Source organism: Flavobacterium tegetincola DSM 22377 (genome assembly GCF_000425485.1).
In the GTDB taxonomy this organism is placed as follows: domain Bacteria; phylum Bacteroidota; class Bacteroidia; order Flavobacteriales; family Flavobacteriaceae; genus Flavobacterium; species Flavobacterium tegetincola.
In genome coordinates this window covers 86,150-102,183 of sequence record NZ_KE384388.1, presented here as the reverse complement: position 1 = coordinate 102,183, position 16,034 = coordinate 86,150, and the positions used below count along the sequence as shown (strand labels likewise).

Genomic DNA, 16,034 nt, shown 5'->3' with positions numbered 1-16,034 from the left:
CTATGCCGACGAATAAAAAAACCAAAATTGTAGCCACGTTAGGACCTGCATGCAGTACAAGAGAAGTCTTGAAAAACATGATTGATGCAGGTGTAAATGTTTTTAGAATAAACTTTTCACATGCCGATTATACAGACGTTACAGAAAAAATTAACCTCATTCGAGGTCTAAACGAAGAATTTGGTTACACCACTGCTATTTTAGCCGATTTACAAGGACCAAAACTCCGTGTTGGTGTAATGAAAGAAGATGTGGTAGTACATCCTGGTGATTTAATTACCTTTCAAACGGCCGAAGACATTCCGGGAACTGCCAAGCGTGTTTACATGAATTACAAAGAATTTCCAAAAGATGTAAATCCAGGGGAATTGATATTGCTTGACGATGGAAAATTAATGTTTGAAGCCATTGAAACCAATCGTACCACCGAAGTGCTTTGTAAAGTAATTCAAGGTGGACCTTTGCGTTCTAAAAAAGGTGTAAATTTACCAAACACAAAAGTTTCACTTCCTGCTTTGACAGAAAAAGACATTAGAGATGCTATTTTTGCCATTGGTCATAATGTGGATTGGATTGCACTTTCTTTTGTAAGAACTTCAAAAGATTTAGAGGAATTGCAAGACTTAATTGCAGAGCATTCTGATCATAAAATTCCTATTATTGCAAAAATTGAAAAGCCAGAAGGTGTTGAAAACATTGATAAAATTGTTGCTTTCTGCGACGGTTTAATGGTGGCTCGTGGTGATTTAGGAGTAGAAGTTCCAGCGCATGAAGTTCCATTGATTCAAAAGAAATTAATTCATAGAGCAAAAACGGCTCGAATTCCAGTAATTGTGGCGACACAGATGATGGAAACAATGATAACAAGTTTGACACCGACTCGTGCAGAAGTAAATGACGTGGCCAACTCTGTAATGGATGGAGCGGACGCGGTAATGCTTTCCGGAGAAACTTCTGTTGGAAATTATCCTGTTCAGGTTATTGAGAAAATGACACAAATTATTGAAGCAGTAGAAGATAGTCCACTGATTCAAGTGCCACAAAATACACCACAGATTCGCACTAAACGTTTTATTACCAAAACCGTTTGTTATCATGCCTCATTAATGGCCAATGCTATAAAAGCTAAAGCAATTTGTACTTTAACAAATAGTGGTTACACTGCGTTTCAAATTTCGGCATGGCGACCAAAAGCACATATTTTAGTATTTACTTCGAACAAGAGGATGTTGACGCAACTGAATTTACTTTGGGGTGTGAAATCATTTTACTACGACAAATTTGTCAGCACGGATGATACCGTAACGGATGTAAATCAAATTGCACAAGACAAAGGTTTCGTTGAAAAAGGTGATTTCCTTATCAATCTTGCCGCAATGCCGGTTACAGAAAAAGGAATGGTGAATACATTGAGAGTTTCTGAGATAGAATAACAACATTTCTTTTTATAAAAAAAGGCGATTTGAAATTCAAATCGCCTTTTTTTTATGAGATAAAGTTCTAACTTCTTCCCTCCCATTCTTCATAAAATTGCTCTAAAAACAACTCCATATATTCGTGTCTTTTGTTTGCGATTTTTTTTCCAGACTCGGTATTCATTTTATCTTTTAACAACAACAACTTTTCATAAAAATGATTAATTGTTGGTGAGTCAGAATTTTTATACTCTTCTTTTGACATAGTCAAACTAGGCTTGATTTCTGGATTGTAAATGGTTCTATTTTTAAATCCTCCGTAATTGAAACACCTTGCAATTCCAATCGCTCCAATAGCATCTAAACGGTCTGCATCTTGAACTACTTGCAATTCAATTGAATTGAATTGCTTTTCAAAATTACCTCCTTTAAATGAAATATTTTTGATGATTTTTATAACGTGCTCAATCACTTCTTCGGAAACCTTTTCACTTATCAAAAAATCCCGTGCCGTTTTTGGTCCGATTTCTTCATCTCCATCGTGAAATTTACTATCGGCAATGTCGTGCAATAAAGCTCCAAGTTGGCATATCAATAAATCGCATTGCTCTTCTTTGGCAATAGCCAAAGTGTTTTTATACACGCGTTCAATATGAAACCAGTCATGACCTCCTTCAGCGTTTAGTAGTTGTTGCTTTACGAATACTATTGTATTTTGAATTAATTTATCGTTTTCCATTTTGTTGAAATAAAAAATGTTGGATGCAAAATTCACTTTTACATCCAACATTATATAAAATACTTATGTTACTTAAATTCGAGCAGGATTCACCCATTTAAAGATATAGGATTCTTGTGGAATTACCAACCTTTCAGAAATTCGTGTCATCCTTGCAGGCAATTTCATCAAGAAATCACGCGCTTTTTCTGCTTCATCAGTCAGATTAGTCACTTTATCAATTTCCCATTTGTCGTTCAACTTTTGCAGAATATCAACATAATCTGCAGCTGTATATACTCCAATTCGTTGTGCAGAATCAGAGAAGTTTTCAAATGCTGAACTGATAGTTTGCCCAGACTCTCTCAAAAAGTGAGCTGGCATAACAATTTTTTGCTTCATCATGTAAGCGAAAGCCAACATCATTTCACTTGGGTCTACTTTAAAAATTTGCGTTACAAATTCGCTGTAAGCCATGTGATGACGCATTTCATCTCCAGCAATTAATTTACATATTTTTGCAAGTTTTCCATCACCGTGCTTTTTCGCAAGTTGAGAAACGCGGTTGTGCGAAACGTAAGTTGCTAACTCCTGAAAACTGGTATAAACAAAGTTTTTATAAGGATCACGACCTGTTCCAATGTCAAAACCATCGGCAATTAAATGCTGTGTTGTCATTTCAATTTCCTTCATATTGACGCGACCTGATAAATACAAATATTTGTTTAACAAATCTCCGTGACGATTTTCTTCCGCAGTCCATTGACGCACCCATTTTGACCAAGCATTTGGCTGCATTTGATCTACACCTTCCACGTCCATCAACCAAGATTCGTATGTTGGTAACGCTTCTTCTGTAATGGTGTCTCCAACTAAAGTTACCCAAAAATCATAAGGTAAATCTTTAGCAATTTCACGTAACTCTCTTACTTCCTCAAAGAAATTCTCTCCTTCCGAATTGGGTAACAAATCGGATGGTTGCCAAATTTTCTCAACAGGAATCAAAAAATCATCAACAAAACCGTTGACTTTTTTCTCCAAAAATTGCATTACTTCTAATCTCACGTTGTGTATTGACATTTTTGTTTGTTTTAAAATTTAAAAATAGAATTTTTTGCAAAAATACAAATTATTACAATTCAATTGAATTGACAATTGTTTGCTCTGTTTTCTGCATTAATTCATCAAAAGTATAGTCTTTTACTGCTAAAGCAGGGTGTATTGTAAAGGTAAGGCGATTTCCCAAACCAAAGGGTAAAAATCCGTATTTAACAAACTTCCAAGAGTTGTTAATCGTTATTGGAACTACATAAGCCGAAGGTGCTGCTTTACACAAAATCTTCAAACCTGTTTGTGCAAATTCTTTTGGCTTACCTGTTTTACTTCTGGTTCCTTCAGGAAAAATAACTGCCGAACGGTTATTTTTTTCAATGTACTTTCCTAATTTCGTAATTGTCGGAATGGCCTGTTTTGGGTCTTTACGGTCAATTAAAACAGAACCTCCGTGCCTTAAATTATATGAAATACTTGGAATTCCTTTTCCCAATTCTTTCTTACTGACAAATTTTGGGTGCGATTTTCGTAAAAACCAGATGATTCCGGCAATATCATATAAACTTTGATGATTGGCTACAAAGATAATCGGCACTCCTTTGGGTACCAATTCACGACCTGTAACCTTGTAAGTATTGCCTAAAAGATGTCCAATTCGCAATAAAACCCAATTCAGATAATCTACACTTTTTTTATGTGCCTGATAACCAAAAACATTGAAGCAAATCCATTGTATGGGATGAAAAATCACCAAAGCAAGCAAGAATAACATCATGCTGAATAATGAAATGGGATACGATATGATTTTCTCCATGAAACGAAATTAATAGACAAAAATACAAAATTCCTGAACTATTTCTAACTAAAAAACTTTAGAAAATACATACATTTTTGTCAAGACATGCATGAATATTCACTATTTTAATATTTCATACTTTAATCAGGGCAAATTCTTATATAATAATTTGTGCTAATTAGTGTCGAGAATTTTCTAGAGTTTCTAACCTTATGTTATTTTCCCGTAAAAACTGGTTTTCTTTTTTCTAAAAATGCGGTGGTTCCTTCTTTGAAATCTTCGGTACCAAATGATTTTCCGAAATTCTTAATCTCGGTTTCAAAACCATTTACTCCATCTTTAAAATTCGCATTAATCGACTTAATCGCTTTTGAAATTGCAATCGGCGAATTTCTTAAAATTTTAGTCGCAATTTCAGTGCAAAAAGGAATTAATTCAGCAGAAGAAACTACATGATTTACTAATTTCCAATCCAAAGCTTCTTCTGCATTTAGCATTCCGGCAGTCATAATCAATTCCATAGCTTTTCCTTTGCCAATAAGTTGAGGCAAACGTTGTGTTCCTCCATAACCAGGAATTACACCTAATGAAACTTCAGGCAAACCCATTTTAGCATTTTCAGAAGCGACTCTAAAATGACATGACATTGCCAATTCTAATCCGCCACCCAGAGCAAATCCATTAATTGCAGCAATCACAGGCGTTTTTAAATTCTCTACAAAGTCAAATAGTAACTCCTGTCCTTGTGCAGAAAGTTGAGCGCCTTCTTCCACTGAAAAATGTGCAAATTCAGAAATATCAGCTCCGGCTACAAAAGCTTTTTCGCCTGAACCTGTTAACAAAATTACATTTACATTTTCATCCGATTCGGCATTTTTAAATGCTTCGTGCAGTTCATGAATCGTTGCTTTATTCAACGCATTCAGTTTTGTTGGACGGTTTATAGTTATAGTTGTGATTTTATTATCGGTTGCCACTAAAATATTTTCGTAATTCATGATCTTGATTTTTAAATTTAATTTTTAATTAGAGGAAGCGTAACGGTAAATGTAGTTCCTAATCCAATTTCGCTTTCAAAAGTAATCGTTCCTTTATAATTTTCGATGATATTTTTGATAATTCCTAGTCCCAGACCCATTCCGCTTGTCTTGGTGGTAAATTTCGGTTCAAAAATTCGCGGGATATTTTGGCCATCAATTCCGCTTCCATTATCAATTACTTTTATTAAAACGAAATGGGAATCTTTCTTTACACTAATTTTTACTCGTTTTTCTTTGTAATCTTCAGGAATGGCTTGAATGGCATTTTTAACTAAATTGGTAATGATTCGGATGAGTTGTGTTCGGTCCATCAACGTGATAATTTCCTTTTCATCTGCTTCGAAAAGTATAAAATCTTCATTAAAAATTTCCAGCGCCAATTCAATTACAGACACCACATTTAAAGTTTCATTTTGTTGGGCTGGCATGGACGCAAAATTAGAAAAAGCCGAAGCCACTGAACTCATGGTATCTATTTGCTGAATCAAAGTATCCGAATAATCCTTAATTTTCTGCTTGATTTCCGGGTCATTTGCGTCAAATTTTCGTTCGAAACTTTGAACCGTCAATCGCATGGGAGTTAATGGATTTTTAATTTCGTGTGCCACTTGCTTTGCCATTTCGCGCCAAGCTTGTTCACGTTCGCTTTGTGCCAAAAGTAAGGCGCTTTCCTCCAATTGATCCACCATTCCGTTATAAGCGTCAATCAAGAGACTTACTTCACGACTGCTATCATCCGTTTCAATTTTTTCATTCTTTTTGTTCAAAGTAGTTGAAATAATCTTCATTGAAATGGACTTCAACGACTTTGTAATGTAACTGGATAGAAAATAGGCCAAAGCAAAAGCAATCAGCAACATAAAACTGTAAACCTGTCCTAATCGGATCAAGAAATTGCGCAATTCTCGCTCATAAAAACCATCGTCTTGAATGTACGGCAAATTCAAAATCCCCAACGGTTTAAATTTTAAATCTTTAATTTGACTGAACGATGCACGGTATTTTTTATCGTCAATAGTTTTTACATCCACATATCGTTTATCAATCGAAGATTGAATCAATCCTAAAATGTATTTTGGAATGGGTGGCGCGACGGTATCAATTGAAAAAGAAGCCTTTGACGACTTTAGCAATTTGCCTTCAAGGCTGAAAATATTAATTTGAAGACTGTGAATATCCGATAATTCATGGATTTTATCTTTAAAAATTAAAGGTAAATTTTTCTCCGTCAAAGGATAAGTAGTAGTCGCTAAAACGAAATTTATGTGTTCCTTAATCGCGTTTTCCTTACGTTCCAAACGTTCTTGGTGGTAATCTTTGGCTTCCCGTTTGAACTGGTAAATGGAAATGGAAGCAATTAATATCGAGGCAATTAGGGTCAACAAAATCATCGAAAGGAAAATTCTATTTCGAAGTGAAATTGTTCTTATTTTGACTCTTTTAAGCATACTTTACGATTGATTTCGCTCCCGAATTTTCTTGTAGAATTTGAATCCCAACATTATTATTATTGAAAACAAAAAGATTCCGACAACACCATAAATCCAATTTACGGCATTTTTTAAGATTACCAAAAAGACTACGGCAAATAAAATAATTGTAGCACCTTCATTCCAAAGTCGCATCCAAGTATTGGAATATTTCACGGTATCTTTTTGCAATTCATTGAAGATAATTTGGCATTTCCAATGGTATAAATAAAGTACAAAAACGAAGCCAAGTTTGACATGCATCCAAGGTTGATGCAACCAAGCTCCACCTCTTTCTGTAAAAAACAGTAGCCAAAATGCAAATATACTTGCCAAAACTGCCGATGGCCAAGTGATAATGTACCACAATCGGTACGTCATTATTTTATATTGCTTCTGTAAAATTTCCTTTTCTGGAGATTCCTTTTTAGAAGCCTCAATTTGATACACAAATAAGCGAACGATATAAAACAAACCTGCAAACCAAGTAATTACAAAAATCAAATGTAACGATTTTAAGTAGTCGTAATAGTAATCCATTTAGTGTGTCTTTAAATGCGTTTTCATTTCTCGGTTTAGAAAATAATAGGTAATTGTGGTGGACAAAACATCAGAAATAGGAAATGCAATCCAAACGCCAAAAATACCAAAAAAATTGGGCAATAGTAAAACTAATGGAATTAAGAAAAAACCTTGCTTGGTCAACGTCAAAAATAATGCTTTTTTCGCCTTTCCTGCAGCCTGAAAATAAGCGGAACCAATCAATTGAATAGCAATAATTGGCGACGCTGCAAAAACCCATCGCAACGCATTTGGTGTTTCGGCTAATACAGTAGTGTCATTTGTAAAAATAGCGACAATTTCTTGTGTAAATATTAAAATGCCAACATAAATAATCGTAGCTAAAATTGCGGCATATTTGATGGAAATAAAAATGGCTTCCTTCACCCGTTTATGGTTATTTGCTCCGTAATTATATCCCGCAATTGGAATAAATCCTTGGGTTATTCCTAAAACAGGAAACAAAGCAAACATCAACATCCGACTGATAATTCCGTAAATTATCACCGAATGTTCGCCTCCAAAAGTATACAAAGTGTGGTTCAGAATAATGGCCAAAATACTTACCACGCCTTGTCTAGAAAACGTCACAAAGCTTAAAGAAGTTATTTCTTTAACCAAAGGAAAATCGAACTTGAGATGGTGCCATTTGAGACGCAATTCACTTTTGTAAATAAAAAACCAAACTATAAATACGAAGCATGTAAAATAGGAAATGGCTGTAGCCAAAGCTGCTCCAAACATTCCCAAATCCAAATACTTTATGAATAAAATGTCTAGCAAAATATTGGCGAATGCCGGAATAATCATGGCAAACATGGCAAACTTCGCTCTTCCTTCTGCCCGAATTACAGTATTTCCCATCATTGACAGTGCCAAAAATGGTACAGAAACAATAATTGGAAAAAAGAATTCCTTTGCCGGTTTGACAATATCGCCTTGAGCACCAAAAAGTAGCAACATCTCGTCACTAAAAAAAATACCCAAAAGCACAAATACCGAAGCCAAAACGAACGTCATCAAAATTTGATTCCCAAAAGTTTTTTCAGCTTTTTCTTTATTTCCTGAACCTAAAGCTCTCGAAAGTACAGAGCTTCCTCCAATTCCAACCGCCATTCCTAAAGAGGAAATGAAAAAAGTCATAGGCAAAACTACGGTAACTGCAGCAATTGCTAACGAACCAATCCATTGTCCAACGAAAATAGTATCCACCAAAATATTGACCGACATAAACAAAATTCCGATTGATGCCGGAACCGCTTGTTTTATCAGTAATGATTTAATGTCCTTATTTCCTAACTCTTCGGAAGTAACCGCCATTGATTAGTTGGTTTTTTGGAAATCAGAAATCCAATTGGTTACCGTTTGAATCCAAGCATCGTCGTCATTTAAACAAGGAATTGCCAAGAATTCCTCTCCGCCTTTTTCTTCAAAATCTTCTTTAGCTCTCATTGCAATTTCTTCTAATGTTTCTAAACAATCCGTAACAAAAGCAGGAGTTACCACAGCGATTTTCTTAATTCCTTTACTTGGCATTTTGTCAATTTCGGTATCGGTGTAAGGTGTAAGCCATTTATCTCCAGCCAATCTTGATTGAAAAGTTTGCATGTATTTTCCTTCTGGAATTTGCAATTGCTCCACCACTAATCGGGTTGTTTCGTAACATTGGTGACGGTAGCAAAATTCATGAGCTGGTGAAGGTGTGTTGCAGCAAGAACCGTCAATTTTACAATGTGATTTAGTTACATCCGTTTTGCGAATGTGTCGTTCTGGAATTCCATGGTACGAAAACACCAGTTGGTCGTACTCGTAACCTTCTAAACTTGCTTTAATTTTATCTGACAAATTCTTGATGTAATCCGGTTTATTATAAAACGCTGGAACATCGGTAAATTTCATATTTGGATATTTTTCGGCTCTGATTTTTTCGGCTAAAACCAAAATTGTCAGCGTCGAAGCCATTGCATATTGTGGATATAATGGAAAAAGCATCACATTAGTAACGCCTTGGTCGTGCAATTCTTTTAATCCTTTTTCAATAGACATTTCGCCATATCGCATCGCTAAAGCAACGGGAATATTCACTTTTGCCTGCACTTTTTTATGCATTCTTTCAGAAAGTACGATTAATGGAGAACCTTCGTCCCACCAAATTTGCTTATAAGCGTGAGCCGAAGCTTTTGGTCGGGTTCTTAAAATAATTCCTCGAACCAGCAAAGCTCTTAACAAATAGGGAACGTCAATTACGTATTTATCCATTAAAAACTCGTCCAAATATGGCTTAACATCTTTAGGTTCTGGACTTTTTGGCGAACCAAGATTTACTAATAATACTCCTTTCATTATGGTAATTGATTTTTACAAAAGTAACAAAGTCAAATTTTGTCAGCCTTTGGATTAACTATATTTTGTTTATTGTTTAATTACGAAAAACTATCGATTATGTATTTGGATTTATCGACATTAAGTATTTTTTGGGTGTTGTGGCATATTTTTTCTTAAAAGCAGCGATGAAATGACTTCCGGTGCTGTAGCCAATTTTCAAGCCTACCTCATTGACATTATACGAACCAGAATCGAGCAACTTTCGGGCATAATCCATTTTATAATCAAATAGAAAACCGTAAACCGTATCGCCATAAATTTGCTTAAAACCCATTTTAAGTTTCTTTAAATTCAAACCTACTTTATCTGCTAATTCTTGTAATCCAGGAGGTTCAGCTATATTACTTAGAATAATTTCTTTCGCTTGGCGAATTTTCATCACATTTTCTTCGTCAATCAAAAACGGACATTGTTCTGCATTTGGGTCTTCAGTTCGGTTGAAATACAAACTTAGCAATTCATATCCTTTTCCTCGGTAATATAAATTCTTAATTGAAGGATTTAAGTTGAAATGAAAAATTTGACTCAAAACAATCGACATCGACGGACTGATTTTTCCATCGTTGTAATATTTTTTATCTTGATTTTCACTACTTAAAAACGGAATGTATTCAGCTTCTGTAGAAAATAAAGTGTGAAATTTTTTAATAGAAATAATCACGGAAATTACCCAAGTATTTGGTGCCAATTCCAAGTTTAGAGGCAGTTCTTTTTGAGGATTATAGAGTAGTAAAGATTGTTCTTCCTTTAAATCTAAAGCATAAGTCCCTTGATTAAACACAAATTTTGCTTTTCCTTTAATACCAAAATGAAACTGTATTAACCCTTGATCAACAGGCCTTTTAACCAACATATTATCATTTTCATCATTCTGAAAACGGATTAAAATAAAATCTTCTTCAATTTTTATTACTTCTTGAGAACCCATAGCGATATTTTTTCGTAAATGTTCTAGAGTACTTACTTCGAATTTATTTAGAATTGTTCTACATAAGACAGTTGCAAGGACTTGATTTCAGTGCAAATTTATAAGAAATAACGCTGAAATCCGCATTTTATAATAAAATATCTCAAAGCGACACAAATAGTCCTTTAAGCGTTACTTTTATAAAAAGCTTAGTGATAATTTTGTCGAACATTTTGGAAGAATGTATATTATGGAAAACAACAATACTTTAAAGCCTCAATATTTTTACTCCGTAGGATTGAGTTACAAGAAAGCAGATGCAGTGGTAAGAGGGAAATTTAGCCTAGATGCTAAAGCCCAAAACAACTTATTACTTCAAGCCAAAGAGGAAGGAATTCCAAGTTTGACTATTACTTCAACTTGCAACCGAACTGAAATTTACGGTTTTGCTGAACATCCTTTTCAATTGATTAAATTGATTTGTGAAAACAGTAATGGAACGGTTGAAGAGTTTCAAAAAGTAGGTTTTGTCTATAAAAATCAAGAAGCCGTAAACCACATGTTTCGTGTAGGAACTGGTTTAGACAGTCAGATTTTAGGTGATTTTGAAATTATTAGTCAACTAAAAAACAGTTATGCTGAATCAAAAAGTCACGGTTTAATCAACACGTATTTAGACCGATTGATTAACACGGTAATTCAAACTAGCAAAAAAATCAAAAACGAAACCGAAATTAGTAGTGGTGCAACTTCCGTATCTTTTGCAGCCGTTCGATACATTATGAATAATGTAGAAAACATTTCGGATAAAAACATTTTACTTTTCGGAACAGGAAAAATCGGTAGAAATACATGTGAAAATTTAGTAAAACATACTAAAAATGAGCATATTACTTTAATTAACCGTACGAAAGATAAAGCAGAAAAATTAGCAAGCAAACTGAATCTAATTGTTAAAGATTATTCAGAATTGCATGTTGAACTTCAAAAAGCAGATGTTGTTGTTGTTGCAACTGGAGCTCAAAACCCTACAATTGACAACGCTATTTTAAACTTAAAAAAGCCTTTGTTGATTTTAGATTTGTCCATTCCTAAAAACGTGCATGAAAATGTATGCGAGAATGAATTTGTCACTCTTATTCACATGGACCATTTGGCAGAAATGACGGATGAGACTTTAGAAAATAGAAAATTACAAATTCCAGCAGCTGAACTTATCATTGAAACGTATAAAGAGGAATTCATGACTTGGACGAAAGCACGCAAATTTGCTCCAACGATTCATGCCTTGAAAGAAAAACTCAATGCAATTAAGTTATCTGAAATGGATTATCAAAGTAAGAAAATTGCTGATTTTAACGAAGCTCAAGCGGAAATCATCAGTAACAGAATTATCCAGAAAATCACTACTCACTTTGCCAATCATTTGAAACACGATGATACAATGGTCGATGAAAGTATTGGTTGGATTGAAAAAGTGTTTCAGATAGAAGCACGATAATTTAAATATACAATCAATTTTCAAACTTCTGAAAATTGACATAAAAACACGTATTTGTGGTAGAAAAAGTAATTAGAATTGGGACTCGCGATAGCGAATTAGCATTATGGCAAGCCCATACCGTTCAAAAGAAAATAAATGATTTAGGTTACAAAACAGAAATTGTCGCGGTGAAAGCTCAAGGCGATATCATGTTAGACAAACCGCTTTATGAACTGGGAATTACTGGAATTTTCACAAAAACATTAGACATCGCAATGCTTAACGGCACGATTGATATCGCAGTGCATTCCATGAAAGACGTTCCAACAGCTTTACCTCACGGAATTGTTCAAGCAGCCGTTTTAGAACGTGCCAACTCGTTAGATTTATTGATTCACAAAGGAAGTTTAGACTTTTTAAGTCAAGATGGAATTATTGCAACTGGAAGTTTGCGTCGTCAAGCCCAATGGTTCAATAAATATCCTTCGCATAAAGTGGTGGATTTACGTGGAAATGTAAATACAAGAATGCAAAAACTACACGACAATCCTTGGAACGGAGCTATTTTTGCCGCTGCCGGATTAGAACGCATCAATTTAAAACCAGAGAATTTCTTGAATTTAGATTGGATGATTCCAGCACCTGCTCAAGGAGCTATGGTAGTTGTTGCAATGGAAAATGATTCGTTTTGCAGAGAAGTTATTGGGAAATTAAATCACGAAGCTACAGATATTTGTACAAAAGTAGAACGCGATTTTCTTCGGACTTTAGAAGGTGGTTGTACAGCACCAATTGGCGCTTTTGCAACGATTAAAGATGACACCATCGAATTAGAAGGAATCTTGCTTTCTATTGACGGACAAACGAAAATTGAAATAAAAAAACAAACTACACTCTCCAATCATAAAAATTTTGGCGTTCTTTGTGCGAAAGAAGTTTTAGAAAATGGCGGTACCGAATTAATGCTTTCCATTAAAATAGCTTTGGGTACTCAAAATAAGTAAAATCATTTCCCGTGGAAAAAGATTCTATCCTAAAATTCATCTATCGATTTTTCGATATCTTCGTCTTGGCCTTCTTGGTTTTTGACTTTGGATATAGTGTAACTGAAATTTACAAAACACCTAAATTTATAGGGTTAGTCAGTATTACTATAGCAATACTAGTCTTTAATATTTTTAAATTTTATTATTACACCACCACAGGCAAAAAGCGAATTGCCTTCTTCAATTCCGCTATTTTAGCGCTACTCTTATTAATATCTGCTGTTGTAGCTTTGGTCAATTTAGACCTTTATTACATTGATGTTTTCAAGAAAATAACGACTATTATAGAAGCAGGTTTGTTTTTGTACTTCATTATCAGGCTAATGCTTTTGGTACGGTACATTTACCAAGTCTATTACAATCCCGCAATTGTTTTTATAGGAAGTTTCTTCGTGATTATTCTCGTAGGGACGATTTTATTATTACTTCCTACAGCAACTACAGGAAGCATTACCTTCACCGACGCTTTGTTTACGGCTACAAGTGGTGTTTGCGTCACGGGTTTAACCGTAATCAATGTTTCAAAAGAGCTGACAATTGTTGGCCAAACCATTTTACTTTCACTTATACAAATTGGTGGTCTGGGAATTTTAACTTTTACCTCTTTCTTTTCATTCTTTTTTAGAGGAAGTTCTAGCTTTCGCGAAGGCTTGAATGTAAAGGATTTTACAGCACAAGAAAACTTAAAAGACGTTTTAAAAGCAGCATTAAATATTGTTGCATTTACTGTTTTTATTGAAGCAATTGGAGCACTATTTATCTATACATCTATCATGGATAAGCCTGAAATAGTTGACAAAGTATATTTCTCCATCTTCCACTCAATTTCGGCATTTTGTAATGCAGGATTTTCAACTGCAGCAAATGGCTTTGGCGAAAGCTATATAAAATTTGACTACTATTTGCAATGGATTGTAATGCTTCTTATCATTTTTGGAGGTTTAGGATATACCATTATCTTTAATTTTGCGCAGTTTGTTAAAACATCTGTGGTGCAGTTTTTCCAGCAAGCATCTGTTCCTAAAAAAGTGCGATTATTATCCGTAAATGCTAAAATTGTATTGATTACGACACTCGTTTTGCTTGTTACAGGTTTTGCATTTTTCTACATTGCAGAACAGAATAATTTGCTACTTGAACATAGAACGTATTTTGGAAAAATTACTTCAGCTGCCTTTCATTCTGTAACACCTCGTACAGCAGGTTTTAACACCGTTGATTACAGCGACATGAAAGTGCCTTCCTTATTATTTATGATTTTCCTAATGTGGGTTGGAGCTTCTCCAGCATCAACGGGTGGTGGTATAAAAACAAGTACCTTTGCATTAGCAACTTTGAACATTGTTGCCGTAGCTAGAGGTAAAAATAAGATTCAAATTTTTGGACGCCGCATTTCAAGCGAATCTACACATCGAGCTTTCGCTATTTTGTGTATATCATTAATGGTTATTGGAGCAGCAATCATTGCAGTTTTGACTTTTGAACCTGCAGGAACTGATGTTCTTAAAGTAGTATTTGAATGTTTTTCAGCCTATAGCACCGTTGGATTGACACTTAATTTTACAGATACGATGACCGAGCCGAGTAAATATGTAATTATTGCTACAATGTTCATCGGACGAATCGGAATGCTCAATTTAATGATTGGTTTGCTGCGTGAAGTCAACCATCAATTTTATGAGTATCCAAAAGAAAATATTTTGATTAATTAAAATCGAAAAAGCATGAAAATTATAGTTTTTGGTTTGGGAAACTTCGGAATGTCATTGGCGATAAGCCTTACTGAAACAGGAAACGAAGTGATTGGGGTGGACAAACAGATGGATAAAGTGAATTTAATTAAAGATAAAATTTCACACGCCATTTGTATGGATTCCACTAACGAATTAGCATACAGTGCACTTCCTTTGAACGATTCAGACAAAGTTGTAGTGGCGATTGGTGAAAATGAAGGTGCTGCAATCATTACAACGGCAATTATCAAGAAATTATCGGATGTAAAAATCATCAGTCGGGCCTTATCTCCTATTCACGATACGGTTTTAGAGGCGATGGGAATTTACAGCATCGTCCATCCAGAACAGGAATCAGCAGACCGATTGACGAAGCAAATCAACTTCAAAACTACTTTAGAAAATTATCAATTAGACAATAATTATACGATTTCTGAAGTAAAATCAAAGCCCGAATTTCACGGAAAAACACTTGCCGAACTGAACTCAATTGACAAATACCATTTGAATTTAATTACGATTATTCGCAAGAAAGAGAAGACAAATTTGATAGGAAAAAAATCGATTATTAAGGAAACTATTGGACTTCCTAAACCCGATACCATTTTACTAGAAGACGATATTCTCGTTGTTTATGGTGAAAATAAGAACATCTCATTTTATTGTGATTGCAAAATATAAGCAGAATGAAAGAACCCATCCGCATCCTTTCCACTAAAAAATTACTGGTCAATCAAAAACAGTTTTTGCTTAACGCCAATATTTCCCTCGTGGAAGCTGATTTTATTTCAATTAAGCAGCAGAAAGTAGCCGTTGAAACTATAAATGAAAACCTGATTTTTACCAGTCAAAATGCTGTTTTAAGTTTGGTTGAAAATTTAAAAGATTCTGAAACGCTAGACGTGCTTCGGAAGAAAAATGTATTTTGCGTAGGCATGAAAACCAAAGGCCTTTTAGAGGAAAATGGTTTTAATGTCATTGCCTATACAGGTTATGCTGAAGATTTAGCCGAAATTATCACGCTCATTTATCGCAGTGAAAAGTTTACCTTTTTCACCGGGAATTTAAGACGTGATACACTTCCTGAAGCATTATCAGAAGCTAAAGTTGTGTTCAATGAAATTCAAGTGTATGAAACAAGCCTTACGCCACAAAAGGTAACGAGTAAATTTGATGGAATTTTATTTTACAGCCCTTCTGGAATTCAGAGTTATTTGAAAAACAACAAAATAACCAATGAAACTTGCTTCTGTATTGGCACAACCACGGCAGACGCGTTAGAAAATATAACAAATAATGTAGTAATTGCGAACCAACCTACGGTAGAAAACGTAATTATTCAATGTATAAATTTTTTTGCCCCCTAACCCCCAAAGGGGGTATTTAGAAAAGCTAAAATAGAAGACACACCAGTTTTCATAAAAAATA

15 protein-coding genes are annotated in these 16,034 nt (G+C 34.7%); 6 read left to right on the top strand and 9 right to left on the bottom strand.

Translation table 11 applies throughout. The features are described 5' to 3' along the window. Nucleotides 1-2: 2 nt before the first annotated feature. Nucleotides 3-1,433 carry a pyruvate kinase gene (gene pyk, locus H602_RS0116450; RefSeq protein WP_026979002.1) on the top strand — a complete coding sequence of 477 codons (1,431 nt, stop codon included), beginning with the start codon at nt 3-5 and terminating at the stop codon, nt 1,431-1,433. Nucleotides 1,434-1,500: 67 nt separating this feature from the next. Here the strand turns inward: pyk and H602_RS0116445 are convergent, their stop codons facing one another. The 9 genes from H602_RS0116445 to H602_RS0116405 all read right to left on the bottom strand — a co-directional run bounded on the left by H602_RS0116445 (nt 1,501) and on the right by H602_RS0116405 (nt 10,365). Next, the gene (locus H602_RS0116445) at nt 1,501-2,154 is read right to left on the bottom strand and encodes an HD domain-containing protein (RefSeq protein WP_026979001.1); all 654 of its coding nucleotides are present in this window, start codon (nt 2,152-2,154) and stop codon (nt 1,501-1,503) included. A 72-nt stretch (nt 2,155-2,226) separates the two neighbouring features. After that, nucleotides 2,227-3,213, bottom strand: coding sequence for an acyl-ACP desaturase (locus tag H602_RS0116440; RefSeq protein ID WP_026979000.1), 987 nt, complete (start codon nt 3,211-3,213; stop codon nt 2,227-2,229). Between the two features lie 52 nt (nt 3,214-3,265). Then, the gene (locus tag H602_RS0116435; protein ID WP_026978999.1) at nt 3,266-4,000 is read right to left on the bottom strand and encodes a lysophospholipid acyltransferase family protein; all 735 of its coding nucleotides are present in this window, start codon (nt 3,998-4,000) and stop codon (nt 3,266-3,268) included. A 197-nt stretch (nt 4,001-4,197) separates the two neighbouring features. Further along, nucleotides 4,198-4,980 (bottom strand): enoyl-CoA hydratase/isomerase family protein, encoded by a 783-nt coding sequence (locus H602_RS0116430; RefSeq protein WP_026978998.1) that lies wholly within the window; start codon nt 4,978-4,980, stop codon nt 4,198-4,200. 17 nt (nt 4,981-4,997) lie between these two features. After that, complete coding sequence (locus H602_RS0116425; RefSeq protein WP_084404280.1) at nt 4,998-6,413, bottom strand: ATP-binding protein; 1,416 nt, start codon at nt 6,411-6,413, stop codon at nt 4,998-5,000. Between the two features lie 60 nt (nt 6,414-6,473). After that, nucleotides 6,474-7,031 carry a CopD family protein gene (locus H602_RS0116420; protein ID WP_026978996.1) on the bottom strand — a complete coding sequence of 186 codons (558 nt, stop codon included), beginning with the start codon at nt 7,029-7,031 and terminating at the stop codon, nt 6,474-6,476. Beyond that, entirely contained in the window at nt 7,032-8,372 is a 1,341-nt protein-coding gene (locus tag H602_RS0116415) for an MATE family efflux transporter (RefSeq protein WP_026978995.1), read from the bottom strand. Nucleotides 8,373-8,375: 3 nt separating this feature from the next. Then, nucleotides 8,376-9,395, bottom strand: a complete 1,020-nt coding sequence (gene hemH / locus H602_RS0116410) for a ferrochelatase (protein ID WP_026978994.1) — start codon at nt 9,393-9,395, stop codon at nt 8,376-8,378. 97 nt (nt 9,396-9,492) lie between these two features. Beyond that, the gene (locus tag H602_RS0116405; protein ID WP_026978993.1) at nt 9,493-10,365 is read right to left on the bottom strand and encodes a helix-turn-helix domain-containing protein; all 873 of its coding nucleotides are present in this window, start codon (nt 10,363-10,365) and stop codon (nt 9,493-9,495) included. 229 nt (nt 10,366-10,594) lie between these two features. Between H602_RS0116405 and hemA the strand changes: the two genes are divergently transcribed. The 5 genes from hemA to H602_RS0116380 are packed head-to-tail and all read left to right on the top strand — an operon-like array spanning nt 10,595 to nt 15,973. Further along, nucleotides 10,595-11,845 (top strand): glutamyl-tRNA reductase, encoded by a 1,251-nt coding sequence (gene hemA / locus H602_RS0116400; protein WP_026978992.1) that lies wholly within the window; start codon nt 10,595-10,597, stop codon nt 11,843-11,845. Between the two features lie 56 nt (nt 11,846-11,901). Beyond that, nucleotides 11,902-12,831: a hydroxymethylbilane synthase gene (hemC, locus tag H602_RS0116395; RefSeq protein ID WP_026978991.1), complete on the top strand. Its 930-nt coding sequence runs from the start codon at nt 11,902-11,904 to the stop codon at nt 12,829-12,831. 11 nt (nt 12,832-12,842) lie between these two features. After that, nucleotides 12,843-14,585, top strand: coding sequence for a TrkH family potassium uptake protein (locus H602_RS0116390; RefSeq protein ID WP_026978990.1), 1,743 nt, complete (start codon nt 12,843-12,845; stop codon nt 14,583-14,585). Nucleotides 14,586-14,597: 12 nt separating this feature from the next. Beyond that, nucleotides 14,598-15,287, top strand: coding sequence for a potassium channel family protein (locus H602_RS0116385; protein ID WP_026978989.1), 690 nt, complete (start codon nt 14,598-14,600; stop codon nt 15,285-15,287). Nucleotides 15,288-15,292: 5 nt separating this feature from the next. Beyond that, the gene (locus H602_RS0116380) at nt 15,293-15,973 is read left to right on the top strand and encodes a uroporphyrinogen-III synthase (protein WP_026978988.1); all 681 of its coding nucleotides are present in this window, start codon (nt 15,293-15,295) and stop codon (nt 15,971-15,973) included. Nucleotides 15,974-16,034 lie beyond the last annotated feature (61 nt).